General features: G+C 72.9%; 19 protein-coding genes. 11 read left to right on the top strand and 8 right to left on the bottom strand.

Going from position 1 to position 25,172, the window contains the following annotated elements:
* Window positions 1-59 precede the first annotated feature (59 nt).
* The 5 genes from BMY04_RS23055 to BMY04_RS09985 all read left to right on the top strand — a co-directional run bounded on the left by BMY04_RS23055 (window position 60) and on the right by BMY04_RS09985 (window position 6,961).
* Window positions 60-3,782, top strand: coding sequence for an efflux RND transporter permease subunit (locus tag BMY04_RS23055; RefSeq protein WP_091179339.1), 3,723 nt, complete (start codon window positions 60-62; stop codon window positions 3,780-3,782).
* 73 nt (window positions 3,783-3,855) lie between these two features.
* On the top strand, window positions 3,856-4,092 hold the full coding sequence (locus BMY04_RS09970) for a type II toxin-antitoxin system Phd/YefM family antitoxin (protein WP_170854071.1): 237 nt from the start codon (window positions 3,856-3,858) through the stop codon (window positions 4,090-4,092).
* Window positions 4,089-4,505 carry a type II toxin-antitoxin system VapC family toxin gene (locus BMY04_RS09975; protein ID WP_091179341.1) on the top strand — a complete coding sequence of 139 codons (417 nt, stop codon included), beginning with the start codon at window positions 4,089-4,091 and terminating at the stop codon, window positions 4,503-4,505. The genes BMY04_RS09970 and BMY04_RS09975 overlap by 4 nt, the downstream gene beginning before the upstream one ends.
* Window positions 4,506-4,639: 134 nt before the next feature.
* Window positions 4,640-5,311, top strand: a complete 672-nt coding sequence (locus BMY04_RS09980; protein WP_091179693.1) for a DsbA family oxidoreductase — start codon at window positions 4,640-4,642, stop codon at window positions 5,309-5,311.
* Between the two features lie 237 nt (window positions 5,312-5,548).
* Window positions 5,549-6,961: an MFS transporter gene (locus tag BMY04_RS09985; protein WP_232506231.1), complete on the top strand. Its 1,413-nt coding sequence runs from the start codon at window positions 5,549-5,551 to the stop codon at window positions 6,959-6,961.
* Between the two features lie 10 nt (window positions 6,962-6,971).
* Here BMY04_RS09985 and BMY04_RS09990 read toward each other — a convergent pair whose 3' ends face one another.
* The 5 genes from BMY04_RS09990 to BMY04_RS10010 form a co-directional block, all read right to left on the bottom strand.
* A complete protein-coding gene (locus tag BMY04_RS09990) occupies window positions 6,972-8,027 on the bottom strand; it encodes a LacI family DNA-binding transcriptional regulator (RefSeq protein ID WP_091179343.1) in 1,056 nt (351 codons plus the stop codon).
* 79 nt (window positions 8,028-8,106) lie between these two features.
* Complete coding sequence (locus BMY04_RS09995; protein ID WP_091179345.1) at window positions 8,107-9,123, bottom strand: Gfo/Idh/MocA family protein; 1,017 nt, start codon at window positions 9,121-9,123, stop codon at window positions 8,107-8,109.
* Window positions 9,120-9,968 (bottom strand): sugar phosphate isomerase/epimerase family protein, encoded by an 849-nt coding sequence (locus BMY04_RS10000; protein WP_232506232.1) that lies wholly within the window; start codon window positions 9,966-9,968, stop codon window positions 9,120-9,122. The genes BMY04_RS09995 and BMY04_RS10000 overlap by 4 nt, the downstream gene beginning before the upstream one ends.
* The gene (locus BMY04_RS10005; RefSeq protein WP_232506233.1) at window positions 9,965-11,134 is read right to left on the bottom strand and encodes a dihydrodipicolinate synthase family protein; all 1,170 of its coding nucleotides are present in this window, start codon (window positions 11,132-11,134) and stop codon (window positions 9,965-9,967) included. Before BMY04_RS10005 ends, BMY04_RS10000 begins: the two co-directional genes overlap by 4 nt.
* Window positions 11,131-12,282, bottom strand: a complete 1,152-nt coding sequence (locus BMY04_RS10010) for a Gfo/Idh/MocA family protein (RefSeq protein ID WP_170854072.1) — start codon at window positions 12,280-12,282, stop codon at window positions 11,131-11,133. Before BMY04_RS10010 ends, BMY04_RS10005 begins: the two co-directional genes overlap by 4 nt.
* A 316-nt stretch (window positions 12,283-12,598) precedes the next feature.
* Here BMY04_RS10010 and BMY04_RS10015 point away from each other — a divergent pair, with 316 nt between their 5' ends.
* The 4 genes from BMY04_RS10015 to uxaC all read left to right on the top strand — a co-directional run bounded on the left by BMY04_RS10015 (window position 12,599) and on the right by uxaC (window position 17,417).
* On the top strand, window positions 12,599-13,858 hold the full coding sequence (locus BMY04_RS10015; protein ID WP_170854073.1) for an ABC transporter substrate-binding protein: 1,260 nt from the start codon (window positions 12,599-12,601) through the stop codon (window positions 13,856-13,858).
* Window positions 13,859-14,028: 170 nt separating this feature from the next.
* Complete coding sequence (locus BMY04_RS10020; RefSeq protein ID WP_091179349.1) at window positions 14,029-14,985, top strand: carbohydrate ABC transporter permease; 957 nt, start codon at window positions 14,029-14,031, stop codon at window positions 14,983-14,985.
* On the top strand, window positions 14,978-15,898 hold the full coding sequence (locus BMY04_RS10025; protein WP_232506234.1) for a carbohydrate ABC transporter permease: 921 nt from the start codon (window positions 14,978-14,980) through the stop codon (window positions 15,896-15,898). Before BMY04_RS10020 ends, BMY04_RS10025 begins: the two co-directional genes overlap by 8 nt.
* A gap of 100 nt (window positions 15,899-15,998) precedes the next feature.
* Window positions 15,999-17,417, top strand: a complete 1,419-nt coding sequence (uxaC, locus tag BMY04_RS10030; protein ID WP_091179351.1) for a glucuronate isomerase — start codon at window positions 15,999-16,001, stop codon at window positions 17,415-17,417.
* A 38-nt stretch (window positions 17,418-17,455) separates the two neighbouring features.
* On the opposite strand, the gene BMY04_RS10035 is transcribed toward uxaC, so the two are convergent.
* The gene (locus BMY04_RS10035) at window positions 17,456-18,937 is read right to left on the bottom strand and encodes a tagaturonate epimerase family protein (protein WP_091179354.1); all 1,482 of its coding nucleotides are present in this window, start codon (window positions 18,935-18,937) and stop codon (window positions 17,456-17,458) included.
* 194 nt (window positions 18,938-19,131) lie between these two features.
* Between BMY04_RS10035 and BMY04_RS10040 the strand changes: the two genes are divergently transcribed.
* Window positions 19,132-20,463 (top strand): Gfo/Idh/MocA family protein, encoded by a 1,332-nt coding sequence (locus tag BMY04_RS10040; protein WP_091179355.1) that lies wholly within the window; start codon window positions 19,132-19,134, stop codon window positions 20,461-20,463.
* On the opposite strand, the gene BMY04_RS10045 is transcribed toward BMY04_RS10040, so the two are convergent.
* Window positions 20,450-21,583 (bottom strand): dienelactone hydrolase family protein, encoded by a 1,134-nt coding sequence (locus BMY04_RS10045; protein WP_091179704.1) that lies wholly within the window; start codon window positions 21,581-21,583, stop codon window positions 20,450-20,452. The genes BMY04_RS10040 and BMY04_RS10045 overlap by 14 nt on opposite strands.
* A gap of 103 nt (window positions 21,584-21,686) precedes the next feature.
* On the opposite strand from BMY04_RS10045, the gene BMY04_RS10050 reads away from it, so the two are divergent.
* Window positions 21,687-23,711, top strand: a complete 2,025-nt coding sequence (locus BMY04_RS10050) for a DUF6807 family protein (protein ID WP_198410043.1) — start codon at window positions 21,687-21,689, stop codon at window positions 23,709-23,711.
* A gap of 9 nt (window positions 23,712-23,720) precedes the next feature.
* Here the strand turns inward: BMY04_RS10050 and BMY04_RS10055 are convergent, their stop codons facing one another.
* Window positions 23,721-25,124 carry a mannitol dehydrogenase family protein gene (locus tag BMY04_RS10055; protein WP_091179357.1) on the bottom strand — a complete coding sequence of 468 codons (1,404 nt, stop codon included), beginning with the start codon at window positions 25,122-25,124 and terminating at the stop codon, window positions 23,721-23,723.
* Between the last annotated feature and the right edge of the window lie 48 nt (window positions 25,125-25,172).

Below are 25,172 nucleotides of genomic sequence, written 5' to 3' on the forward strand. Positions count from 1 at the left end.
GGGGCCCTCGGAGCTGTTCCCACCTCAGCGCCTGAGCCGTACCGAAGGAGCCCCACCCCGTGTCTCGCCTGACCCGACTGAGCCTGGTCAACCGGCTCGTCGTGGCCCTGCTGTCGATCGCCGTGGTGATCTTCGGCGTGGTCGCGATCACGACGCTCAAGCAGGAGCTGATCCCCTCCACGCAGGCCCCGCAGGCCTTCGTGACCGCGACCTACCCCGGTTCCTCGCCGCAGATCGTCGCCGACGAGGTCGCCGAGCCCATCGAGCAGGCCGTCAAGAGCGTCACCGGCGTCACGAAGGTGAGCTCGACGTCCACGACGGGCTCCTCGAACATCTCGGTGGAGTGGGACTACGGCCAGGACGACGACAAGGTCGTCGCCGACATCAACAACGCGATCAACTCGGTCAAGCCGACGCTGCCCGACGAGGTCACCACGAACGTCCAGACCGGCAGCAGCGACGACATCCCCGTCCTGCAGCTCGCCGTCGCCTCCGACCTGCCGCTGACCAAGCTCGGGCCGTTGGTGGAGGACCGGGTCGTCAACAAGCTCGAGGCCGTCGACGGGGTCCGGACGGTGCAGGTCACCGGCGAGGACACGACGCGCGTCGAGGTCACCCTCAAGCAGTCCCAGCTCGACAAGTACGACCTCACCGCGGCCGGTGTGACCCAGACCGTGCAGAGCCAGCTCAGCGCGATCCCGGCGGGCACCAGCTACGACGGCGACTCGGCGCTGTCGGTCGAGGTCGGCAGCGCCCCGGGCTCGGTCGACGCCGTCGCCGCGCTGCCCGTGGCCACGACCGACGACGGCGCCAAGCGCCTCGACCAGCTCGCCACCGTCAAGGTCTCCGCCATCGAGCGCACGTCGATCTCGCGCGCTGACGGCCGCCCCGCGCTGGGCCTGGTGGTCCTCAAGAGCTCCGACGCCGACTCGGTCGCGGTGTCGCACGCGGTGAACGACCTCACCCCCGGCCTCGCCCGCGACCTCGGCAACAACGCCTCCTTCACCACGGTCTTCGACCAGTCGCCGCTGATCGAGGAGTCGTTGCACGACCTCGCGGTCGAGGGCGCGCTGGGCCTCGGCTTCGCGGTGCTGGTCATCCTGGTCTTCCTGCTGTCGGTGCGCTCGACGCTCATCACGGCGATCTCGATCCCGCTGTCGCTGCTGATCGCGATGGTCGGGCTGTGGGCCAGCGACTACTCGCTCAACCTCTTCACCCTGGCTGCGCTCACCGTGGCCGTCGGCCGGGTGGTCGACGACTCGATCGTCGTCATCGAGAACATCAAACGGCGGACCTCGTACGCCGCGAGACCCTCGATGGACGACATCGTCGCGGCGGTGAAGGAGGTGGCCGGCGCGGTCACCGCCTCGACGCTGACCACCGTCGCGGTGTTCCTGCCGGTGGCCACCGTCTCCGGGGCGACGGGTGAGCTGTTCCGGCCGTTCGCCGTGACCGTGGCCATCGCGCTCGGGGCGTCGCTGTTCGTGGCGCTCACGATCGTGCCGCTGCTGGCGTACTGGTTCATGCGGGGCAAGAAGACCGCAGCCGGCGACCACGCGGCCGACCCGGGGGAGTCGGAGCAGGTCACGCGCCTGCAGCGCGGCTACCTGCCGGCGCTGCTGTTCTCGCTCAAGCACCCGGCGATCGTGCTCGGCATCGCCGTCACGGTCCTGGTCGGCACGGTCGCCTCGACCGCTCTGCTCAAGACCGACTTCCTCGGCTCGTTCGGCGACGACCGGGCCCTGCTCGTGACGCAGACGCTGCCGGCCGGGCTGCGGCTCGACGCCAGCGCGAAGCGGGCTGAGGCCGTCGAGACGGCGCTGGCCTCGAACGCCGACGTGAAGAACTACCAGGCGACGGTCGGCCAGCCCGGCTCGCCGAACGTGGTGCAGTACTACATCACCCTCACCGAGACCGCGGACGCCGACGCGGCGACCGCGAACCTGCGGAGCACGCTCGCCGAGACCCGCGACGGCGGGGACATCGTCGTGCAGCCGGGCAGCGCGGCGTACTCGAACAACGACCTCACGGTCACCATCAGCGGCGACGACGAGAAGGCGCTGCGCACGTCCTCGGAGGAGCTGCTGACGCTGGTCAAGCAGGTCCCCTCGCTGACCGATGTCACCTCGAACCTCGCCGAGCAGCGACCGCTGCTGCGCGTGAGCATCGACCGGCGCAAGGCCGCGGAGCTCGGCTTCACCCAGGCCGAGATCGGGTCGGCGGTCTCGACCGCCCTGCAGGGCGCCAAGGCCGGCACCATCACGCTCAACAGCGACACGACCGACGTCTACGTGCGCACGCACCGGCCCGACGCGAGCCCGAAGCAGATCGCGGCCCTGCAGCTGCCGGTCAGCCAGCTGCAGCAGCAGCAGGCCGTCGACAAGGCGACCGACGCGCTGGACAAGCGTTCCGACGAGCTCTCCGACGAGGGCGACGCGCTGTCGGACCGGTCGGACGCCCTGCAGGACCGGCAGAAGGACCTCGCCGACCGCCAGAAGGCGGCGGGGGAGGAGCAGCAGGACAAGGCGAACGCCAAGGCGCAGGACGGCAAGCGCGACCTGCTCGACTCCCGCGACGACGCGCGCTCGTCGGTGAGCAAGGCGAAGAAGGCGCTGAAGCAGGCGAAGGCGATCGACGTCGGCGAGCCGCCGGCGTACGTTCCTCCGGACCCCACGAACCCGGCGATCAGTGCGGCGTACCTCGCGGCGCTGCAGCAGTACCAGGGCAAGGTCGCGGGCAAGCAGAGCGCGATCGCGCAGGCCGAGGCCGGGGTCAAGCAGGCCGAGGCCGGCGTCGACCAGCTGGACGAGCAGGTCAAGAGCACCAACGAGCAGCTCTCGGACTCGGCGAAGCAGCAGGCGCAGTCCGACGAGTTCAGCAACGAGGGCGACCAGCTGAGCAACGAGGGCGACACGCTCCAGGAGGAGCAGAAGAAGCTCACCGACGAGCAGAAGGACCTCGCCGAGGACCAGAAGGACATCCAGGACCTGAAGGCGCGGCCGATCACCGTCGGCGACATCGCGGACGTCAAGACCGAGGACGCGCCGTCGACGGTGCGCCGCGAGGACGGCAAGCAGGCGGTCACGATCACGGGATCGCCGAGCGGCACCGACCTCGGCGCGGTGAACACGGCGTTGCAGGCCAAGGTGGCCGAGTTCTCGCCGCCGCCGGGCGTCGAGGTCGTGCAGGGCGGGGCGACCGAGGACCAGGCGAAGGCGTTCTCCCAGCTCGGCCTGGCGATGGGCCTGGCGATCGTGCTGGTCTTCATCATCATGGTGGCGACCTTCAAGAGCCTGGTGCAGCCGCTCATCCTGCTGGTGGCGATCCCCTTCGCGGCCACGGGGGCGCTGGCGGGCCTGCTCGTCACGGGTACGCCGCTGGGCGTGCCGGCCATGATCGGGCTGCTGATGCTCATCGGCATCGTGGTCACGAACGCCATCGTGCTGATCGACCTGATCAACACCTACCGGGAGCGCGGTGACACCCCGCTCCAGGCGATCATCGACGGGGCCCGGCTCCGCCTGCGGCCGATCATCATGACCGCGGCCGCGACGGTGTTCGCGCTGCTGCCGATGGGTCTGGGCATCACCGGGCAGGGCGGCGGGTTCATCGGCCGGCCGCTGGCCGTGGTCGTCATCGGCGGCCTGGTGTCGTCGACGCTGCTCACCCTGCTGCTGGTCCCGGTCCTGTACGGCCTCGTCGCCCGGGTTGCGGGCAAGAAGGCCCGCCAGCAGCTCGGCGGCGGGGGCGCCGCGCGGGCGCAGGAGGCGCCGGCCGGCTGAATCACGGGTCGGGCCTTTTGTCGGAGTGGCGACGGACCTCAGGCCGCTGTATCACCGGTGATACAGTCAGTGCGTGGTCAGCGTGAGCGTGCGGGAGCTGCGGAACAACGGGGGAGCCGTCCTCGACCAGGTCGCCCGTGGCGAGTCGGTCGTCATCACCCGCGACGGCACGGAGGTGGCTGAGCTCCATCCTCTGCGTCGACGGGGCCGCACGGCGGCCGACCTGGTGGCGCGGCGGAGGACGCTGCCCGTCGTCGACGTCGACCGGCTGCGTCGCGACGTCGACGACGTGCTCGACCAGACGTTATGACGACGCAGGGACTGCTGGACACCTCGACCCTCATCCTCCTCGGCCAGCTGGATCCGGCCCTGCTCCCCGACGAGCCGCTGATCTGCACGATCACCCTCGCCGAGCTCTCCGTCGGGCCGCTGGTCGCTGGCGACGAGCGCGAGAGGGCCGCTCGGCAGGCTCATCTGCAGCAGGCCGAGAGCGACTTCGATCCGCTGGACTTCGACGCGTCAGCGGCGCGCGCGTTCGGTCGCGTCGCCGCCTCGCTGCGTGGTCGCGGCCGGAAGCCGGCAGCACGGGCGTTCGACACGCTGATCGCGGCGGTGGCGGCGTCGCGCGACCTGCCGGTCTACACCTGCAACCCCGGGGACTTCAGCGGCATCGACGGCCTCGACGTCCGGGAAGTGCCTCTCCAGGGCGCAGGAACCTTCTGACTGGCTGTCCGATAAGCGGCATTATGACATCTAGCGGTTGACCGGGCCCCTCTTCTTGCTGCCGGGCCTGCGTGCCAGCGTTCCACGATCGGCCAGCGGGAATACGCGTTCTACCCGTGCTGGTTCCGTCGTGCGTGAGTGAAGCCGTGAAGGTCGACATCTGGTCCGACGTGCAGTGCCCCTGGTGCTACATCGGCAAGCGCAAGTTCGAGGCCGGGGTCGCGCAGTTCGGGGACGACGTCGAGGTCGAGTACCACTCGTTCGAGCTGGCCCCCGACACGCCGGTCGACTACGAGGGCAGCCCGCTGGAGTACCTCAGCGAGCGCAAGGGCCTGCCGGTCGCCCAGGTGCACGAGATGCTGGATCGGGTCACCGGCATCGCCGCGTCCGTCGGGCTCGACTTCGACTACGGGCACGTCCACCAGACCAACACGGTCAAGGCGCACGAGCTGATCCACTTCGCGAAGAGCAAGGGCCGCCAGCTCGACATGAAGGAGCGCCTCCTCAAGGCGTACTTCGTCGAGGGGCGCCACGTCGGGCACATCGCCGGCCTGGCCGACCTCGCTGCCGAGATCGGGCTCGACCGGGCGGAGGTGGTTGCCGCTCTCGAGGCCGAGACGTTCCTCGGCGACGTGAAGGCCGACGTCGCGCAAGCGGCCGCGTACGGCATCCGCGGCGTGCCGTTCTTCGTGATCGACGGCAAGTACGGGGTCTCCGGGGCACAGGAGCCCGGCACCTTCACCGAGGTGCTGCAGCAGGTGCGTGCCGAGCGCGAGCAGGCCTCTGCCGCCGGGCTGGCGAAGTGACCACCGCCCCGCTGAGTCCGTTCGTGGTCGTCGGCGATCCGACGGCCGCCGCCTGTGAGGGCGACTTCTGCCTGGTTCCCGACGTCGACGACCGGGTCGGCCCTCCTGAGGACCAGGAGCAGGACGCCCCTGTCGAGGAGGCTCACGCTCCCGCCGTCGGGCCGTAAGCCCTCGGCTCGAGGTCCCGCCGTTGCGCGCCCACCCCGGCCGGCGCCGCCGAACGCATAGCGTGACGACGTGAGCGGCGCGGAGACGGTCGAGGCGCCGGCGCTGAACCGGCCGCTGGCGATCCTCGTCGCCGGGGCGTTCTTCATGGAGAACCTGGACGGCACGATCATCCAGACCGCCGTGCCCGCGATCGGGCGCGACTTCGGGCTGGCGGCCGTCGACGTGAACGCCGCGATCACGGCGTACCTGCTGGCCGTCGCGGTGAGCGTCCCGCTCGGGGGGTGGCTGGCCGACCGCTTCGGCGTCCGGGCGGTGTTCGTGGCCGCGATCGCCCTCTTCACCCTCGCGTCGATCGCCTGCGGCTTCAGCACCGACCTGACGACCCTGTGCGTGCTCCGCGTGGTGCAGGGCGTCGCCGGCGCGTTCATGGTGCCGGTCGGCCGGCTCGCCGTGCTCCGGGCGACGCGGCCGCGCGACCTGATCACCGCGATCGCCTACCTGACTTGGCCCGGTCTTCTCGCCCCGGTCATCGCCCCCGCCGTCGGCGGGCTGCTGACCGACACCGTCGGCTGGCGGTGGGTCTTCTTCATCAACGGGCCGATCGGCGTCGTGCTCCTGGTCGCCGGGCTGCGGCTGGTGCCGCGCTCGGACCTCCGCGAGCGCCGCGGCTTCGACGTCGTCGGCTTCGCGCTGCTCGGCGTCGGCCTGGTCACGCTGCTGCTGGCCCTGGAACGCCTCGGCGACCCGGCGGCCGACGGCACCCAGGCGGCCGTGCTCGCCGGCTCGGCCCTCCTCGTGCTCGCCGGCGCGGTGGTGTGGATGCGCCGCGTCACGCATCCGCTGCTGTCCTTCGGGGCGCTCGCGATCCCGACGTTCCGGGCCAGCAACCTCGGCGGCGGGGTCTACCGGCTGGTGATCTCGGCCCTGCCCTTCCTCTACACGCTGCTCTTCCAGGTGGGCTTCGGCTGGTCCGCCTCGCTCGCAGGACTGCTCGTGGTGGCGGTGTTCGTCGGCAACATCGGCATCAAGCCGTTCACGACCGCGATCCTGCGCCGCTTCGGGTTCAAGCCGACGATCATCGGCTGCAGCGTGGCCGGCGCGCTGCTCGCGGTGGCCTTCGCCTTCGCCACCCCGCAGACTCCCCTGCCGCTGCTGGCCGTCGCGCTCCTCGTGGCCGGCGCCTTCCGCTCGATCGGCTTCACCGCCTACAACTCGATCCAGTTCGCCGACGTGCCCGCCGACCTCACCTCCACGGCGAACACCCTGGCGGCGACCACGCAGCAGGTCGCGGTCGGGCTCGGGATCGCCTTGGCCGCGCTCGCCGTACGGTCGATGACCACGCTCGCCGCGCAGGTGGCACCGGCCTCGTCGGGCCTGGGCTACCGCTGGGCGTTCGGGGTCGTCGCCGTGGCGCTCGTCCTTCCGGTGGTCGAGACCGCGCTGCTCCCCCGCCACGCCGGTGCCGCGGTCGCGGCGCGCTGAGCCCCCGCGGTCAGACCCGCGTCGGCGCGGGTGACCGGGCTGCGGACCCCGCGCTCTCGCGGATGACGACCTCGCCGCCCAGCCGCTCGTGCGTGGCCTCCCCGGACAGCGCGAGCTCCACGGCCCGCTCCCCGATCCGCTCGAGCGGCAGCCGGTACGTCGTCAGGGCCGGCGCGTGGTCGCGCAGCGTCGGGATGTCGTCGAAGCCGGCGACCTGGGCGTCCCCGGGCACTGACAGCCCGAGCCCCCGCAGCGCGGTGATCGCCCCGAGCGCCATGACGTCGTTGACGGCGAGGAGGCAGACCGGCTCGCTCCAGCGCAGCTGCTCCCAGGCCTGCGTGGCCGCGCGGTGCCCGCCGGTGCTGGTGAAGACGTCCTCCACGACGGCGAGGGGCGTCAGCCCCGCCTCCTCCATCGCCTCGCGGTAGCCCCCGATCCGGTCCTGCACGGTCTGGAGCTCCGGCGGTCCGCTCAGCACGACGAACCGGGTGAGGCCGCGCGCGACGAGGGCCCGGACGAGCTCCGCGCCGCCCTCGCGGTTGCCGACGTCGAGGTGCAGGGCGCCCGGGATCGCCGAAGGTCCGAGGGTCAGGACCCGGCCACCCCGCTCGACGTAGCGCCCGAGCTCGGCGGAGAGCTGGTCGTCGGTGTGCGTACGCCGCGAGCCGGCGAGCACGATGGCGTCGGTCCGGTGGGCGACGAACGCCGCCACGGCCTCACGCTCCGCGCCCTCGTCGCGCTCCGCGGCGGCCAGCAGCACCTGCCGGCCGCGGAGCCGGGCGGCCCGCTGCGCGCCGCCGATGATCGTCGAGAAGTAGGGGTCGGCGATGTCGTGCACCACGACCCCGAGCAGCCTCGTCGCCGAGCGGGCCAGCGCCTGGGCCTGCGCGTTGGGGACGTAGCGCAGCTCGGCGGCCGCCGCCCGCACCCGGTCGGCGATCGCCGCGGCCGGGGTGCGCCCCGACCCGTTGAGGACGCGGGACGCGGTCGCCAGCGAGACGCCGGCGTGGCGCGCCACCTCGACGAGCGTCACCGCGGTCGTCCTGCCGCGTTGCTCTGCGCTCATGCCGCCCTCTCCTGAAGCGCCCGGCGCCGTGGTCCTGGTGGGCCGGATTCTAGGGGCACGGCGTCTCCGACCACGGCCGTCAGTCCGGGGTGGGAACGGTTCCCGGCCGGTCGAGCCCCTCCGCGTAGACCGCGTCGATGATGCTCAGCGAGGCCAGCGCCTCCCGCGGGCCGATCCAGAACGGCTCGGGCTCCTGCAGCCGGGCGTAGAAGTCCTCGACGAGCCGGCCGTGCGACGCGCCCCAGTAGGCGCGGCCGGCGGTGACGACGCTCCCCTCCCCCACGGTGTCGACCCGGCCGTCGGCCCAGCGCACCACGAGGTCCTGGCGCAGCTGCACGGTGGCGTGCTCCGTCGCCAGGTCGATCGTCACCGGCGCGTCCACGGCGTTGGTGACGGTGGCGACGAAGACGCTGCGCGCGCCCCCGGCGTGGTCGAGGACCAGCGTGGCCGTGTCCTCGACGTCGATCACGTCGGCGAGCTCGTACGTCCCGGCCCGCCCCCGCACGCGCACGACGTCGCCGACCAGCCACTGGACCAGGTCGAGGGTGTGGATGGCCTGGTTGATCAGGACCCCGCCGCCGCTGCGCTCGCGCCGGCCGCGCCAGGGCCGGGCGGCGTAGTACGCGGGCGTGCGGTGCCACAGGACGCTCGCCGAGGCGCCGTGCACGGTCCCGAGGTCGCCGGAGTCGACGAGCTGGCGCAGCGCCTGCACCGGGGTGTTGTAGCGGTTCTGCAGGCAGACGCCGATCTTCACGTCCGGGTGCGCCGCGGCGGCCTCGACGACCCGCAGGGCCTCGGGGACGGTGTGGGCGACGGGCTTCTCGAGCAGCACGGCGACCCCGGCGTCCAGGCAGTCCAGGGCGACCGGCGCGTGCTGGTCGTGCGGGGTGCACACGTGGACGACGTCGGGGCGCAGCTCCTCGAGCAGCCGCCGGTGGTCGTCCAGCGCGGGCACCCTTAGGCGCTGCCCGACCTCCGCCGCACGCGCCCGGTCGGCGTCGCAGACCCCGACGAGCTCGACGTCATCCATCGCCTCGATCGCCGCGAGGTGGACGACGGAGATGTCGCCGCACCCGACCACGGCTGCGCGGGTCACGCCTCCACCAGGTAGGGCTCGACCAGGGCGAGGTAGCGCGTGCTCAGCGTCGCCACGACCTCGGCGGGCGGCTGGGCCCACACGTCGGCGTTGAAGATCTCGACCTCCACGTCCCCGGTGTAGCCGGCACGCCCCACGGCCCGGCTGAAGGCGGCGAAGTCGACGTGGCCGTCGCCCATCATCCCGCGGGCCAGCAGGGTGTCCGCCGGCAGCGGCGTGATCCAGTCGCAGACCTGGTAGCTGACGATCCGGGGCCCGGCCCGCAGCAGCTGCTCGGCCACGCCGGGCTCCCACCAGAGGTGGAACGTGTCGACGACGACGCCCACGTCGGCGGCGTCGAACCGCTCGGCGAGGTCGAGGGCGGAGGCGAGCGTGGAGACCACCCCTCGGTCGGCGGCGTAGACCGGGTTCATCGGCTCGATCCCGAGGGTGACGCCCAGCTCGTGCGCGTACGGGACCAGCCGCTCGACCGCCGTGGCGACCCGGTGCCGGGCGCCCTCGAGGTCGCGGTCGCCGGCGGGCAGGCCGCCGGGGACGAGGACCAGCGTGGCCGCCCCGAGCGCCGCGGCCTCCTCGAGCGCCTCCCGGTTGCGGGCCTCCGCCGCCCGGACGTCGGCCGGGTCGGTCGCGGTGAAGAACCCGCCGCGGCACAGCGACGAGACGCGGAGCCCCGCCTCGCGCACGAGCCGGCACCCCTCCTCGAGCCCGACCTCGGCCAGCTGCTCGCGCCAGACGCCGATCGCCGGGAGGCCGGCGTCGACGCAGCCCTGCACGGCCTGCGGCAGCGTCCACGAGGCCGTCGTCCGCTGGTTCAGCGACAGCCGGTCCAGCCGCGGCCCGGTCACGCGTCGAGCCCGGACGTGGCGAGCAGGTGGCGCATCCGCGCGGCGGCGAGCTCGGGGTCGGTGAGCAGCCGCGCGTCGTTGGCCAGGGCGAACACCTGCGCCAGGTGCGGCACGGACCGGGCCGACTGGAGCCCGCCGACCATCGTGAAGCCCCGCTGGTGCCCGTTGAGCCAGGCGAGGAAGGCGATGCCGGTCTTGTAGTAGAAGGTCGGCGCCGAGAACAGGTGCCGCGACAGCGGCAGCGTCGGCGCCATCGCCCGGCGGTACGCCTCCACGTCGCCGTCGTCGAGCGCCGCCAGCGCCGCCGACGCCGCGGGCGCGATGGCCGCGAACGCGCCCAGGAGCGCGTCGGAGTGGTGGACCCCGTCGCCCTCGATCAGCTCGGGGTAGTTGAAGTCGTCGCCGGTGTAGAGGCGGACCCCGTCCGGCAGCGCCGCCCGCAGCCCCCGCTCGTGCTCCGCCGACAGGAGCGAGACCTTGACGCCGTCGATGCGGTCGCGGTGCTCGGTGACCAGCTCCAGGAACGTCGCGGTCGCGGTGGGGACGTCGGCCGAGCCCCAGTAGCCCGCCAGCTGCGGGTCGAACACCTCGCCGAGCCAGTGCAGGACCACGGGCCGGCTCGTCTGCTCCAGGACCCGGGCGTACACCGAGAGGTAGTCCTCGGCGTGCCGGGCCAGGGCGGCCAGGTGGCGCGAGGCCATCACGATCACCTGCGATCCCGCGGACTCGACGACCGCGACCTGCTCGACGTACGCGCGGATCACGGTGTCGAGGTCGGGGGCCGGGCCCGGCAGGTGGTCGGTGCCGGCGCCCGAGGCGATGCGCGCCCCGTGCTCGCGGGCGAGGGCGGCGCTGCGCCGGACGAGCTCCTGCGTCGTCGCCCAGTCCAGGCCCATGTTGCGCTGGGCGGTGTCCATCGCCTCGGCCACCCCGAGCCCGTGGCGGAACAGGTGCGCCCGGAACGCGAGCGTCGCGTCCCAGTCGAGGACCGCCGGCGCCCCGGGGACGTTCTCGGCGCGGGGGTCGGCGACCACGTGCGCGGCCGCGAAGGCGGTCCGCGACGAGAAGCCGCCGGGGTGCTCGGCCCACGCCCGCGGCTCGGCGAGCTCGACCTCGTGCCACCCGCCGTCGGCCGTCGGCAGGTTCACCGCGCGCCCCGCGCTCACGCGGTGAACCAGTCGACGACCACCCGCCGGCCCTCGGCCGACGACTGGAGCCCGGCGGTGGCCAGCTGGAGCCCGCGGACCCCGGCCGCGAGGTCGTACGCGTGCGGCCGGCCGGCGTCGACGTCGGTGAGGAACTGCTCCCACTGGGCCCGGAACCCGTTCGTGGGCTCGATGAGGTCGGGGACCTGGTGCCACTGGCCGCGGAAGTCCTCGGTGGTCGGCAGGTCGGGGTTCCAGACCGGCATCGGCGTCCCGACCCGGGGCTGCACGCGGCAGCCGAACAGGCCCGCCACGGCGGAGCCGTGGGTGCCGTCGACCTGGAACTCGACCAGCTCCTCGCGTTCGACCCGGACGGCCCACGACGAGTTCACCTGCGCGACCACGCCGTCGGCGAGCTCGAAGATCGCGTACGCCGCGTCGTCCGCGGTGGCGGTGTAGCGCCGACCGTGCTCGTCCCAGCGCTCGCCGATGTGCGTCACGGCCCGGGCGGTGACGGCCTGCACGCCGCCGAACAGGTTCTCCAGCACGTAGTTCCAGTGCGGGAACATGTCGAGGACGATGCCGCCGCCGTCCTCGGCGCGGTAGTTCCAGCTCGGGCGCTGAGCGGGCACGAGGTCGCCCTCGAAGACCCAGTAGCCGAACTCGCCCCGCACCGACAGGATGCGGCCGAAGAAGCCGGAGTCGATGAGGCGGCGCAGCTTGATCAGCCCCGGCAGGTAGAGCTTGTCGTGCACGACCCCGTGGATCACGCCGGCCTCGCGGGCCGCGGCCACCAGCTCGATCCCGTCCTCCACCGACTCCGCGATCGGCTTCTCGGTGTAGACGTGCTTTCCCGCGGCGATGGCCTTGAGCAGCGCCTTCTTGCGCTCGGACGTCACCTGCGCGTCGAAGTACACCGACACCGTCTCGTCGGCCAGCGCCTCGTCGAGGTCGGTGGTGTGCTCCGACAGCCCGTGACGGGCCGCGAGCTCGGCCAGGCGCTCGGCGTTGCGGCCGACCAGCACCGGCTCGACCATCAGCCGGTCTCCGTCCGGCAGCACCACGCCGCCGTCGTCGCGGATGGCCAGCAGGGACCGGACGAGGTGCTGGCGGTAGCCCATGCGCCCGGTCACACCGTTCACGACCACTCGCACGGTCCGTGCAGCCATGCTGCCTCCTCGTCGGTGAGCGACTCCTAGAAAACGCTTTCCAGGAATGATCACGGACACTAGCGGGGACGCTTCCCGGACGCAACGGTCTGCGTCCGGACGGTGCGCGGGGCGTGTCGACCTCCGCGAAGGGCACGCCTCGATCACGGCCCGGTCACGTCTCGGGGAGCTCACGGCCGGCTCGCTGCCGGAACCGTTGACAGTCGGAACCCCCGCCTCTACCCTTCCGGAAAACGCTTTCACGTCAAGGATGAAGGGAAAGCCGATGGCGCTCAGCCGCAGACGATTTCTCCTCGGGGCCGGTGGCCTCGCAGCAGTGGCGACCAGCGGCGGGCTGGTCGGCTGCGCCCCCGGTTCCTCGCAGGCCGGAGGTGGCGGAGCGGGCTCCGGCGCCCTGGCCCTCGCCTGGTGGGGCAACCCCACGCGCAACAAGAACACCCAGGACGAGATCGACGCCTACATGAAGGCGAACGCCGGCGTGAAGATCACCGGGCAGCCCGGCGACTTCGCGAGCTACTGGGACAAGCTGGCCACCCAGACCGCCGGCGGCACGGCCCCGGACATCATCCAGATGGACATGGCCTACATCGCCGAGTACGGCGGCCGTGACGCGCTGCTCGACCTGAGCGGGGTCGACACCTCGAAGTTCGTCGAGGGCACGGTCGACTCGGGCAAGATCAACGGCAAGCTGGTCGGCATCAACGCCGGCATCAACAGCCTCGTGATCATGACCAACCCGGAGATCTTCGACAAGGCCGGCGTCAAGGTCCCCGACGACATGACCTGGACCTGGGACTCCGCGATGGAGGTCGCCGCCGAGGTGGCGAAGAAGGGGTCGGCGACGTTCGGCCTGGCCGGCATCGTCGGCTCCGGCGCCGGGCTCGGCACCTGGCTGCGCCAGCAGGGCAAGGAGCTCTTCGTCGACACGAGCCTGGGCTTCGACGCCTCCGACGTCCAGGCCTACCTCGAGTCCATGGTCAAGTACCAGAAGCTCGGTGCCGTCGGCTCCGTCCAGGACATCTCCGCCGAGGGCCTCGGCAGCTCGGCGAAGCCCCTCGCGCAGAGCGCCTTCGTCGTCGGCAAGGCGGCCATGACGGTGTCCAACTCCAACCAGCTCGAGGCGATCAACGCCGCCTCGGGCACGGAGATGGAGCTGCTGCGGCTGCCGAGCCTCGCCGGCAAGGCGACCGAGCGCAAGGCCTGGTACAAGGCGAGCATGCTCTGGTCGGCCTCGGCCAAGACCAAGGACCCGGACGCGGTCGTCAAGTGGATCAACTGGTGGTCCAACACGCAGGACGCGCAGGGCATCGACAAGGCCGAGCGCGGCATCCCGTGCAACACCGACATGCAGGCGTTCGTGAAGCCGCAGCTGTCCAAGGCGCAGCAGCAGGTCGCGAAGTACATCGAGGACATCAAGCCCGAGCTGGGCACCACCCCGATCGCGCCCCCGCCCGGCGGCGGCAAGCTCGACGACGTGCTCTTCCGCTACGCCACCGACGTGCTGTTCGGCAAGTCGAACCCGGCGGACGCGGCCAAGGGCTTCGTCGACGAGATGAAGTCGGACCTGCAGACGTAGGGATCTCCGGTGACCACCCGCGTGAGCCCGTCGGCCCTGGGGTCGCCCAGGCACGCACCGCGCAGCGTCCTCCCCGGTCGCCGCACGTCCGACACCTCTTCGTCGTCGTCCGGGCGGTCCACCCGCCGGGGCGGCGCGAGCCCTCGACGATCGCCAGGAGGTGATCACCCGTGAGCGCCATCTCGGAGCTCTCGTCGCTGCGGCGGAGCCGGGCGAAGACCCCGGAGGAGAAGCGGCTGGCGGCCAAGGAGGCCGGCCGGGACAACAAGGCCGGCTACCTGTTCCTGCTGCCGTGGCTGATCGGGCTGGTGGTCATCACCCTCGGCCCGATGATCGCCTCGCTGTACCTGTCGTTCACCAACTACAGCCTCATCCAGGCGCCGAAGTGGATCGGCATCGAGAACTACACGCGGATGCTGAGCGACCAGCGGCTCCACACCGCGCTGTGGAACACGTTCCTCTACGTCGTCGTGTCCACCCCGGTGCAGCTGGCCGTCGCGCTGGCCATCGCGGTGCTGCTCAACGAGGGCATGAAGGGCCTGGCGTTCTACCGCTCGGTCTTCTACCTGCCCTCGATGCTCGGCAGCTCGGTGGCCATCGCGGTGCTGTGGCGCCAGATCTTCGGCACCGAGGGCCTGGTCAACCAGGTCCTGCAGGCGGTGGGGATCCACTCGACGATCGGCTGGATCTCGGACCCGAGCTACGCGCTGTGGACCATCGTGCTGCTGCACGTGTGGACCTTCGGCTCGCCCATGGTGATCTTCCTCGCCGGGCTGCGCCAGATCCCGACGATGTACTACGAGGCCGCGGCGGTCGACGGGGCGAGCTGGCGCACGCGGTTCACCAAGATCACGCTGCCGCTGCTGTCGCCGATCATCTTCTTCAACCTGGTGCTGCAGATCATCAACGCCTTCCAGGCCTTCACCCAGGCCTTCGTGGTCTCGGGCGGCACGGGCGGGCCGTCGGACTCGACGCTGTTCTACTCGCTGTACCTCTACCAGCGCGGGTTCGGGCAGTTCCAGATGGGCTACGCCTCCGCGATGGCCTGGCTGCTCGTGCTGATCGTCGGCGCCTTCACGGCCATCAACTTCTTCGCCTCAAAGTATTGGGTGTTCTACGGTGACTGACCTCCAGATCCCCGCGACCGCGGCCGCGGCGCCCACGACCCGTGAACCCGCCCCGCTGGAGTCCGTGCCCCGCGGGCGGTCGACGGCGAGCCGCCTCCGCTCGGTCCTCAAGCACGTGCTGCTGATCGCGGCGAGCCTGATCATGGTCTACCCGCTGCTGTGGTTGCTCGTGAGCTCGCTGCGCCCGACGGACGTGATCTTCCGCAGCCCGGGGCTGTGGATCAACGAGCTCTACGTCAAGAACTACAGCGAGGGCTGGTTCTCGCTCTCGTACCCGTTCAGCCAGTACATCATCAACTCCGCGATCGTCGTGGTCGGCGCGATCGCGGGGAACCTCTTCTCCTGCTCGCTGGCGGCGTACGCCTTCGCGCGGCTGAAGTTCCGGCTGCGGACCCTGTGGTTCGCGATCATGCTGATGACGATCATGCTGCCGGTGCACGTGGTGCTGGTCCCGCAGTACATCGTGTTCAACAAGCTCGGGCTGGTGAACACGTTCGTGCCGCTGATCCTGCCGAAGTTCCTCGCCACGGACGCGTTCTTCGTCTTCCTCATGGTCCAGTTCATCCGGGGCATCCCCCGCGAGCTCGACGAGGCGGCCCGCATCGACGGCTGCGGGCACTGGCAGATCTTCTCCCGCGTGATGCTGCCGCTCATGGGCCCGGCCCTGGGAACCACGGCGATCTTCACGTTCATCTGGACGTGGAGCGACTTCTTCACCCCGCTCATCTACCTGACCGACCCCATCGCGTACACCGTCCCGGTGGCGCTGCGGACCTTCCTCGACGCGACCACCGCCAGCAACTGGGGCGCCATGTTCGCGATGTCGATCGTCACGCTGGTCCCGCTGTTCCTGGCCTTCCTGTTCGGCCAGCGCTTCCTCGTCCGGGGCATCGCGACCACCGGCGGCAAGTGACCCTCGCTGCAGACTGTCCAGCAGCACCCGTCCCCGTCGGCGCGGACCGACGGGGACGGACCACGCCCCCCGAGGCACGCACCCCTTCAGGAGCTCCGCCATGCCCTCGTTCGTGCTCGAGCCCGACCGGGCCCTGCCCTTCCCCGCCGACCAGCGGCGGGTGGCCCGGGAGGTCTACGACCAGGTCAAGGACCTGCCGCTGATCTGCATGCACGGCCACGTCGAGCCGGAGGTGTTCGCCGAGGACCGGGCCTTCGCCGACCCGGCGCAGCTGCTGATCGTCCCGGACCACTACGTCTTCCGGATGCTGGCCTCGCAGGGCGTCGAGCCCGCCCGGCTGGGCGTGCCGCGCCGTGACGGCGGGCCCTCCGAGACCGACTCGCGCACCATCTGGCGCACGTTCTGCGCGAGCTGGAAGCTCTTCCGAGGCACCCCGTCGCGCTACTGGCTCGAGCACGAGCTGGTGGAGGTGTTCGGCGTCGACCAGGTCCCGAGCGCGGAGACCGCGGACGCCATCTACGACGCCGTCGCCGCGTGCGTGGCCGACCCCGGCTTCCGCCCGCGCGCCCTGCTGGACCGGTTCCGCATCGAGGTGATCTCGACGACCGACGCGGCGACCTCGCCGCTGGAGCAGCACGCCCGGCTCGCGGCCGACGGCCTCGGCGACCGGGTGCTGCCGACGTTCCGCCCCGACGCGCTGGCCTACCTCGACCGGCCGACCTGGCGCGCCGACGTGGCCGCGCTCGCCGAGGTCTCGGGTGTCGACACCGGGTCGTACGACGGGTTCCTCGAGGCGCTCCGCGCCCGGCGCGCGGCCTTCGTGGAGGCCGGCGCGCTCGCCACCGACCACGGCCACCTGCGCGCCGGCACCGAGCCGATGGAGCCGGCGACGGCCCGGGCCCTCTACACCCGGGTCCTGGACGGCGGCGCGGCGAGCGGCGCCGAGGTCGAGGCGTTCGCCGCGAACCTGCTGTTCCGGATGGCCGAGATGTCCTGCGAGGACGGCCTGGTCATGCAGATCCACCCGGGTGTCCTGCGCGACCACTCGTCGTCGGTCTTCGCCGCGTACGGGGCGGACAAGGGCTACGACATCCCGGTCGCCACCGAGATGACCGCGGCGCTGCGGCCCCTGCTCGACCGCTTCGGCACCGACCCGCGGTTCCGCGTCATCCTCTTCACCGTCGACGAGACCGTCTACAGCCGCGAGCTGGCGCCGATCGCCGGCACCTACCCCTCGGTCCGGCTCGGCGCACCGTGGTGGTTCCTCGACTCGCCGGAGGGCATGCGCCGCTTCTTCGAGACCGCGGTGGAGACGGCCGGCTTCTACAACCTGTCCGGCTTCGTCGACGACACCCGCGCCTTCGCCTCGATCCCGGCTCGCCACGACCTCTACCGGCGGGTGACGGCCGGCTTCCTGGCGCGGCTGGTCCTGGAGCACCGGCTGAGCCTCGACGAGGCCGTCGAGACCGCCGCCGACCTCGCCTACCACCTGCCCAAGCAGTCGTACGCGCGCCGCTGACCGCCCGAGGTGAGCCGCTGGTGGCGGCTCCGCCAGGGTCAGCGCGTGTACGCGGCGAACGGTGCGAGGTGGCGCACGAAGTGGTCGGAGACGATCCCGTACAGCTCCTCCTCGTGGGTGTCCCAGATCCGGTAGAGCTGCGGGCGGAACTCGGCGAGGATCGCGCCGTAGCCGACGTGCAGCACCTGGCGGGAGTCGACGACGTCGAGCAGCCGGGCGACCTGCTCGTCGGTCGGGTCGGTCGGGATCTTCGCCGGGTCGCACGAGAGGTGATAGCTCTTCACGTTGGCCTCGAAGCTGTCGAGGGCGAGCGTGAGCACCTGGCGCATCAGGTCGGGGTCGTGCGTCGCGAGGACCCGCAGCGCCTCCGCCCAGCTGGTGCCCGCGGTCTTGAGGTGCACCATCCCCTGGGTCGCCTCGGCGATCAGCGGGTACGTCGAGTACTTGTCCGAGCCCGAGTGCAGCGACAGCTTGTACGGGCCCAGGGCGCGGGCGAGCTGGGCGTGCACCTGGAAGTCGCGCTCCAGCGCGTCGAGGTCGCCGATGAACTCGACGCCCTTCTCGAACCGCCCCACGAAGCGCGGTGCGAAGGACACGAACTCCATCCCCAGCCGCTGCAGCTCGCGCACGACGACCACGTGCTCGGCCGGCTTGGTCGGGTAGTCGGTCTCGTCGACCGCGAACTCGACCTCGCAGTCGATCCCCTTGTCCATCAGCCGCCGGTACATCGCCATGGCGTGGGCCATCGACGGCCCGTACTTCGCCAGCGCACGCAGCACCGACTCCTCGTCGAGCTTGACCGCCTCGTGCTCCAGGTCCACCCGCTGCCCCACGTGGCGCGACCGGAAACCGTCGAGGTCGGAGTCCAGGCCCGCCCAGTCGAGGGCCTCGACCTTCTGCCGGACCAGCGCCGCGTCGGCATGCTCGGCCTCGGGGTCGACATTCGCCTTGGGGTCGAGGGTGTAGAAGACGAAGCCGGCGGCCGCGGTCGCGTCGACGTCGGCGAGCTCCTCCAGGTGGTCGGCGTCGCCGCCGACCGGTTCGGTCCAGCCCGCCTGGAACGCGCCCCAGGTGGCGTCGTCGAGGACGTCGCGGGGCGTCCGGCCGCACCGGCCCATCTCGCGGATGGACTGCTGGGCGAAGACGGGGCGGATCGGCGCGCCGACCTCGCGCAGGGCCCGGACGTGGCCGGGGGTGGCGATCCCGAGACGGTCGCCGAACCCGACGGAGGTGTGCAGCCCGAACCGCGACGGCGTCAGCCACGGCAGCGCCGCGCGGAGGGCGGCGGCGTTCTCCGGCGTGGTCGGCGCGACGAGGCGGGTGCCCTGGTCGCCGCCCTCGCGCCGGCCCTCGAAGGCGTGGAGGACGGAGGCGTCCGCCGCCTCCACGACCAGGCGCTTGGAGGCGTCGTCCGCGCGTTCGAGCCGGAAGCGGGCGCCGTCGTACGTGATCGCCGAGTCCGGGTACGCCCCGGCGGTCCCGGCCCCGTCGGGATCGCGCTGCGGTGCTCGGTCGCTCATTCAGGTGCCGCCTTCCCTGGCTGCGACGGGCGGTCGTCGGGTGCTCCACGAGCCCGCCCTCGACCCCCCGGATGGGTTCGGTTACGGTAGCAGAAAGCGCTTTCTCAGCGTGTGACCGGCTGCTCGCGGCTACTCCTGCGGCACCGTCGACGTGAGCGGACGAGCGACCCAGCGACCCACGAGGAGCCACCTCCATGCCACGACGACGTCATGTCCTGGTCGGGACCGGGCACCGGTCCCGGATGTACCTCGACGCGATGGCGGGCGCGCACCGCGACGACGCCGAGCTGGTCGGGCTGCTCGAGCCGAACCCCGGACGGCTCGAGGTCCAGCTGGCCCGGCTGGCGGCGGGCGGCTTCGACACGTCCGCCCTCGCCACCGGCGGCCCGGACGCGCTGGAGCAGGTGCTCCAGCGCACCGGTGCGGAACGGCTGATCGTCACCTCCCCCGACCTCACGCACGCCGACCTGGTCGTGCGCGGCCTCGACGCAGGCGTCGACGTCGTGGTCGAGAAGCCCCTGACCATCGACCCGGAGAGCGTGCGGCGCATCGCCGAGGCGGTCCAGCGCTCCGGCCGCGAGGTGGTGGTCACCCACAACTACCGCTACTCCCCGCGCAACTCCGGGCTCAAGCAGCTCGTCAAGGACGGTGCCGTCGGCCGGCCCCTGTCGGTCACGTTCGAGTGGGTGCTCGACACCGCCCACGGTGCCGACTACTTCCGGCGTTGGCACCGCGACAAGCGCAACTCGGGCGGTCTGCTGATCCACAAGGCGTCGCACCACTTCGACATCGTCAACTGGCTGCTGGCCGACGCGCCGGCCCAGGTGTACGCCCGCGGCGGCGTGCGCTTCTACGGCGCCGAGAACGCCGACGCCCGCGGACTCGCCCCGCGTCCCGAGCGCGGCACCCACGACGGGCCGCACACGCCGTGGGAGCTCGACCTGCGCGACGACCCCGACCTGCGCGCGCTCTACCTCGACAACGAGTCGTACGACGGCTACCACCGCGACCAGGACGTCTTCGCGCCCGGCGTGACCACCGAGGACAACCTGGCGGTGGTCGTCGACTACGAGCGCGGCGCCACCCTCAGCTACGCGCTGAACGCGCACTCGCCGTGGGAGGGCTACCGGATCGCCGTCAACGGCACCGAGGGCCGGGCGGAGCTCGACGTCGTCGAGCGGGCCGCCGTCCTGCTCGACGCCGAGGGCGCGGTCCTGGTGGACCCGAGCGCGCAGCCGGAGTCGACCACGCGACCGGGCGGGCAGCGACTGACCCTGCAGCGGCACTGGGAGGAGGCCCGCGAGGTGCCGATCACCGAGGGCGGCGGCGGCCACGGCGGCGGCGACGCGCTGATGCTGTCCGACGTGTTCCGCGGCGCCGGCGACGACCACCTCGAGCGGCCCTCGACGTGGGTCGACGGTGTCCGCTCGACCGCCGTCGGCATGGCCGGCAACGAGTCGCTCCGCACCGGGCTGCCCGTCGCCGTCCGCGACCTCGGCCTGGGGGTCGACCTCACCCGGCGCTGACGCCCGCGAGGGCCTCGCCGAGGAACGTCCACGCCTCGTCCTGCATCGCGGCGTCGAAGACGTGGCCGCCCGCGCCGAAGGTCCCCGCGTAGCGGTCGGACCCGGCGTGCAGGGCGAGGAGGCGCTCGTGCGCCGCCTCCATGCCCTCGAGCGGGAAGAGCTCGTCCGCGCGGCCGTACTGCACGAGGAACCGCGCTCTCCCGAGCGCCGTGAGGTCCGGCCAATCGGCGTGCGACCAGAGCCCGGGCGCGTGCAGCAGCCAGGAGTGGGTGTCGAGGTAGCCGGGCACGAGGCTGGCGAAGGTGGCCATCATGCCGACGACGACCGCCGCGCCGACGCGGTCGTCGAGCGCCGCCAGCAGCAGGCTGCGCCCTCCCCCGCCGGAGAAGCCGATCGTCGCGAGGCGGCCGGGGTCGACGCCGTCGGTGCCGGCCAGCACGTCGAGGGCCACGAGGTCGTCGCCGACCACGGCGCCGGCGAAGGTGGTCCCGAGGACCCCGCACGCCTTGGCCAGCGTCTCCTCGTGCAGTCCGGACAGGTGGTCGAACCGTTCCTCCGGGCTCGGACTGACCCCCTGCTGAGCCCACAGCGCCTCCTGCGCCCGGGCCAGGGCGGCGAGGCGTGGGGTCGGGCGGGAGAGGTCGAAGCGCCGGCTGCCCCAGGAGAAGGTGTCGTGGACCAGGACGACGTGGCCGCGGCGCGCGAGGTCGTTCGCGGGGGCGCGTCCGGCGTAGCCGGAGGCCCGCAGCGCCACGGCGCGGGCGCTCGACGCGGCGCCGAGGTCGACCAGCTGCTCGCCCCCGACGGAACGCACGCCGCCGTGGAAGTGCATCCCGAGGACCCCGGGCAACGGCTCGTCGGCCCCGGCCGGGCGCAGCCGCCAGGCCCGGGTACGGGGCCCGTGACCCACCGACCAGCGCAGCCGCTCGACGAGGACCCCCTCGTGCTCCAGGCGGTCCTCGACGACGACCTCCGGGCGGGGCGGGGGCCGGCGGACGCCGAGCACCCGGGCGAGGGCCGTGCCCGCCTCGCTCGCGGCCTCGTACGGCGCCGCGGCGCGCATCGCCGCCGGCCAGTCCTCGTAGCCGGCGAGCGGGTCGGGACGCACCTCGGCAGCCACCTCGTCAGCCAACTCGTCGGTCCCCTCGCGTCGCGTCACGGAGTCGGCGTCGGCCGCGGGGCGGACCGTGACCGCCCGCCGCGCAGGTCCTATCGTGCCCTTCGTGAAAGCGTTTTCTGAGGCGGGTGCCGCAGCGCGGCTGGTGCTGGTCGGTGTCCGAGGCTTCGGTGAGGTGCACGCCGAGCGCATCGCCCGGCTGGCGGCCGCGGGTGAGGTCGAGCTGGTCGCCGCGGTCGACCCGGCGGTCGCGGGCACCAGCCCGACGGCGCACGGCGTGGACCTGCACGCGGACCTGGACGAGGCGCTCGCCGCCGTCGGGCCGGTCGACGTGGTCGTCGTGGCGGCGCCCATCGGCGCCCACTTCCCGCTGACCCGGACCGCGCTGCTCGCCGGCGCCGACGTCTACCTGGAGAAGCCTCCCGTCACGTCGCTGGCCGAGCTGACGGCGCTGCTCGACCTCGAGCGCCAGACCGGACGGGTCGTGCAGGTCGGGTTCCAGAGCCTCGGCTCCCACGCCGTGCCCCGGCTGCGGGACGACGGCTACGGGCTCGGGCCGGTGGTCCGCGTCGGCGCGGTCGGGGCCTGGTCGCGGACGGTCGGCTACTGGAACCGGTCCTCCTGGTCCGGGCGTCGCAGCCTGGACGGGCGGGCGGTGGTCGACGGCGTCGTGACGAACGCGCTCGCCCACGCCGTCGCGACCGCCCTCGCCGTCGTCGGGTGCCGCACCGTCGACGACGTCGCCTCGGTCGACGTCGACCTCTACCGGGCCAACAAGATCGACAGCGACGACACCTCGGTGGTGCGCGTCCGGACCGCCCGGGGCCTCGACGTGACCTGCGCCCTCACCCTCTGCGCCCCCGAGCAGCGCGAGCCGCTGGTCCATGTCGAGGGCGAGCGCGGTCGGGCGGCGTTCAGCTACACCACCGACCGCGTCGACCTCCAGACCGGTGCTGGGTCCGACGAGACCGTGCGCTCGGAGACGACGGGGCGGACGGACCTGCTGGAGAACCTGCTCGCCCACCGGCGCGACGGCGCGCCCCTGCTGGTGCCGCTGGCCAGCACGGGGGCGTTCATGCGGGTGCTCGCCGCGGTGGCCGACGCCGACGAGCCCGTGCACGTCGACGGGGGCTCGGTCACGTGGGAGGGCGAGGGCGACGACCGCCGGCCGGTGGTCGACGACGTCGAGGCCTGGCTCGAGCGGGCGGTGGCGACGGGACGGACGTTCACCGAGCTCGGCGTCCCCTGGGCGCACGCGGGCCGTGACACCGTGCTCGCCCGCGCCGTGGTCGACGAGCACGAGGTCGCGGACTACCTCGACGGCGCCGGCACCATCCCCAGCTCGAGCCCCCGCCCGTACCTGCACCCTGTCCGCACCCGCCGCGGGGTGACGGTGACCGCGCGGCACCCCGCCGACCACGACTGGCACTGCGGGATCGGCCTGGCCGTGCCGGACGTGAACGGCACGAGCCTCTGGGGCGGCGGCACGTACGTCCACGGCACCGGTTTCGTGCTCCTCGACGACCACGGGCGCATCGACGGCGGTCCGGTCGAGACGGAGCGGGACGGCGGCGGGTTCCGTCAGCGGCTGGCGTGGCGGGCGCACGACGGTTCCGTGCTGCTGCACGAGGAGCGCACGGTGCGCTGGTCGGGCCTCGACCCGCGCACCTGGCGCCTCACCTTCGCCTCGGTGCTGCGGGCCGAGCCCGACGTGCTGCTCGGCTCGCCCGGCAGCAAGGGTCGGGTCGGCGGCGGCTACGGGGGGTTCTTCTGGCGGCTGCCGGCCTGCCGCGACGCGGAGGTGTTCACGGCCGACGCCCACGGCGAGGACGACGTCCACGGCAGCGTGACCCCGTGGGTCGCGTGGTCGTCGGACTTCAGCGCCGGTCCCGGCGAGACCGGGCCCGCGACGGTGGTCGTGGCCTCCGCGCAGGCCGCGGCGGCCGGGGAGCCGTGGTTCGTGCGGCTGCGGGACTACCCCGGGCTCGGCTCCGCGCTGGCCTGGACCGAGCCGCTGCGCATCCCGGCGGGTCAGAGCCTCGCCCGGCGCTACGACCTCGCGATCGCCGACGGCCGGCTGACCCCGGTCGAGGCGACCGCGCTCGCCGACGTGCTGCTGGCCGAGGGCTGATCGGGCTGCCTACTCGGCGGTGACGGCGGCCAGCCGGTCGACCACGGCCGCGACGAGCTCGGTGTCCGCCCCGAGCCCGTCGTGCAGGGTGTCGAGCACGCCCGCCACCGCGACGGCGTCGTCCTCGGCGGCCGCGGCCGCCACCGCCGGTCCGGCGCCGGGATCCTTCAGCGGGGCACCCTGCCCGCGCAGGTGCAGGACCCAGGCCGCCAGGGCGGTCGTGCAGCCCAGCGGCATCCGACCGGCGGCCCGCTCGGCCCGCAGCGGGGGCACGATCCGCACGCGGACCTTGATCGACCCGTCCGGCGCGATCTGCGCCAGCTGGTGGCGGACCCGCGGGTTGTCGAACCGTTCCAGCAGCGCGCGCCGGTAGTCCGCGACCGCCTCCTGCGGCAGCACCAGGTGGGGGGCGGCCTCGTCCCAGAACGTCTCGACCCAGGCCCGGCAGGTCGGGTCGGCGACCGCCTCGTCGATGGTCGCGTGCCCGCGGACGCTGCCGGCGTACGCGAGCAGCGAGTGCGAGCCGTTGAGGAGCCACAGCTTGCGCTGCTCGTACGGCGTCGTGTCCTCCACCACCCGGGCGCCCGCCGCGTCCCAGGCCGGCCGGCCCGCCGGGAAGCGTCCGGCGACGACCCACTCCGCGAAGGGCTCGGTCGGCACCGGGGCGGCGTCCACGTAGCCCTGGGCCTGCTCGACCAGGCGGCGGTCCTCGTCGGTGGTCGCCGGGGTGATCCGGTCGACCATCGAGGTGGCGAAGTCGACGTGATCGCCCACCCAGGCGGCCAGGTCGGGGTCGACGAGCGCGGCCAGGTCGGTCACGACGGTCCGCGTGACGGCGCCGTTCTCGGGGAGGTTGTCGCAGGACAGCACCGTGACCGGGCCCGCCCCGGCCGCACGCCGGGCCAGCAGGCCGGCGACCAGGCGACCCGGCAGGGTCGTGACGGGTGCGGCGACGTCCTCCCGCAGGGCGGCGACGTCCGCCGCGACGTCGTCCCGGGACGCGTCGAGGTGGCCGTCGGGCCCGCGCAGGTAGCCGGCCTCGGTGACCGTGATGCTGACGACCGCGACCTCGAGCCGCCGCAGGTGCGCGAGGTAGGCGTCGTGGTCGGTCGCCGGGTGCACCTCGGCGACCGGACCGAGGACCTCGTAGGAGTCGCCGTCGGCGCGGCGGGTGATCAGCGTGTAGAGCCCGTCCTGCGGCGCCAGCCGCTCGGCGAGGTCGGGGTGGCGACCGGTGAAGGCGGCGATCCCCCAGCCGTCGCCGTCGGGCGCGTTCGCGGTGTACCAGGCCAGGTGGGCCCGGTGGAAGCTGCCGAGGCCGAGGTGGACGACCCGCACCGGCGGCGCGGGCGGCTGGCCCGGCAGCGCGCGGCTGAGTCTGGGGAGGACGGCGTCGTCGTCGGCGTGCGGCATGCCCCCATCCTCCCGGGGGCGGACGGCGCCGGTGCCGCGGGGTCGCCC

Source organism: Microlunatus flavus, from assembly GCF_900110855.1.
Taxonomy (GTDB): domain Bacteria; phylum Actinomycetota; class Actinomycetes; order Propionibacteriales; family Propionibacteriaceae; genus Microlunatus; species Microlunatus flavus.

Excerpts from the sequence above, each read along its gene's own strand:
- BMY04_RS09975 (WP_091179341.1), top strand. The coding sequence starts at position 4,089 with ATGACGACGCAGGGACTGCTGGACACCTCGACCCTCATCCTCCTCGGC.
- BMY04_RS09990 (WP_091179343.1), bottom strand. The coding sequence starts at position 8,027 with ATGAGCGCAGAGCAACGCGGCAGGACGACCGCGGTGACGCTCGTCGAG.
- BMY04_RS10010 (WP_170854072.1), bottom strand. The coding sequence starts at position 12,282 with ATGGCTGCACGGACCGTGCGAGTGGTCGTGAACGGTGTGACCGGGCGC.
- uxaC (WP_091179351.1), top strand. The coding sequence starts at position 15,999 with ATGCCCTCGTTCGTGCTCGAGCCCGACCGGGCCCTGCCCTTCCCCGCC.
- BMY04_RS10035 (WP_091179354.1), bottom strand. The coding sequence starts at position 18,937 with ATGAGCGACCGAGCACCGCAGCGCGATCCCGACGGGGCCGGGACCGCC.
- BMY04_RS10040 (WP_091179355.1), top strand. The coding sequence starts at position 19,132 with ATGCCACGACGACGTCATGTCCTGGTCGGGACCGGGCACCGGTCCCGG.
- BMY04_RS10055 (WP_091179357.1), bottom strand. The coding sequence starts at position 25,124 with ATGCCGCACGCCGACGACGACGCCGTCCTCCCCAGACTCAGCCGCGCG.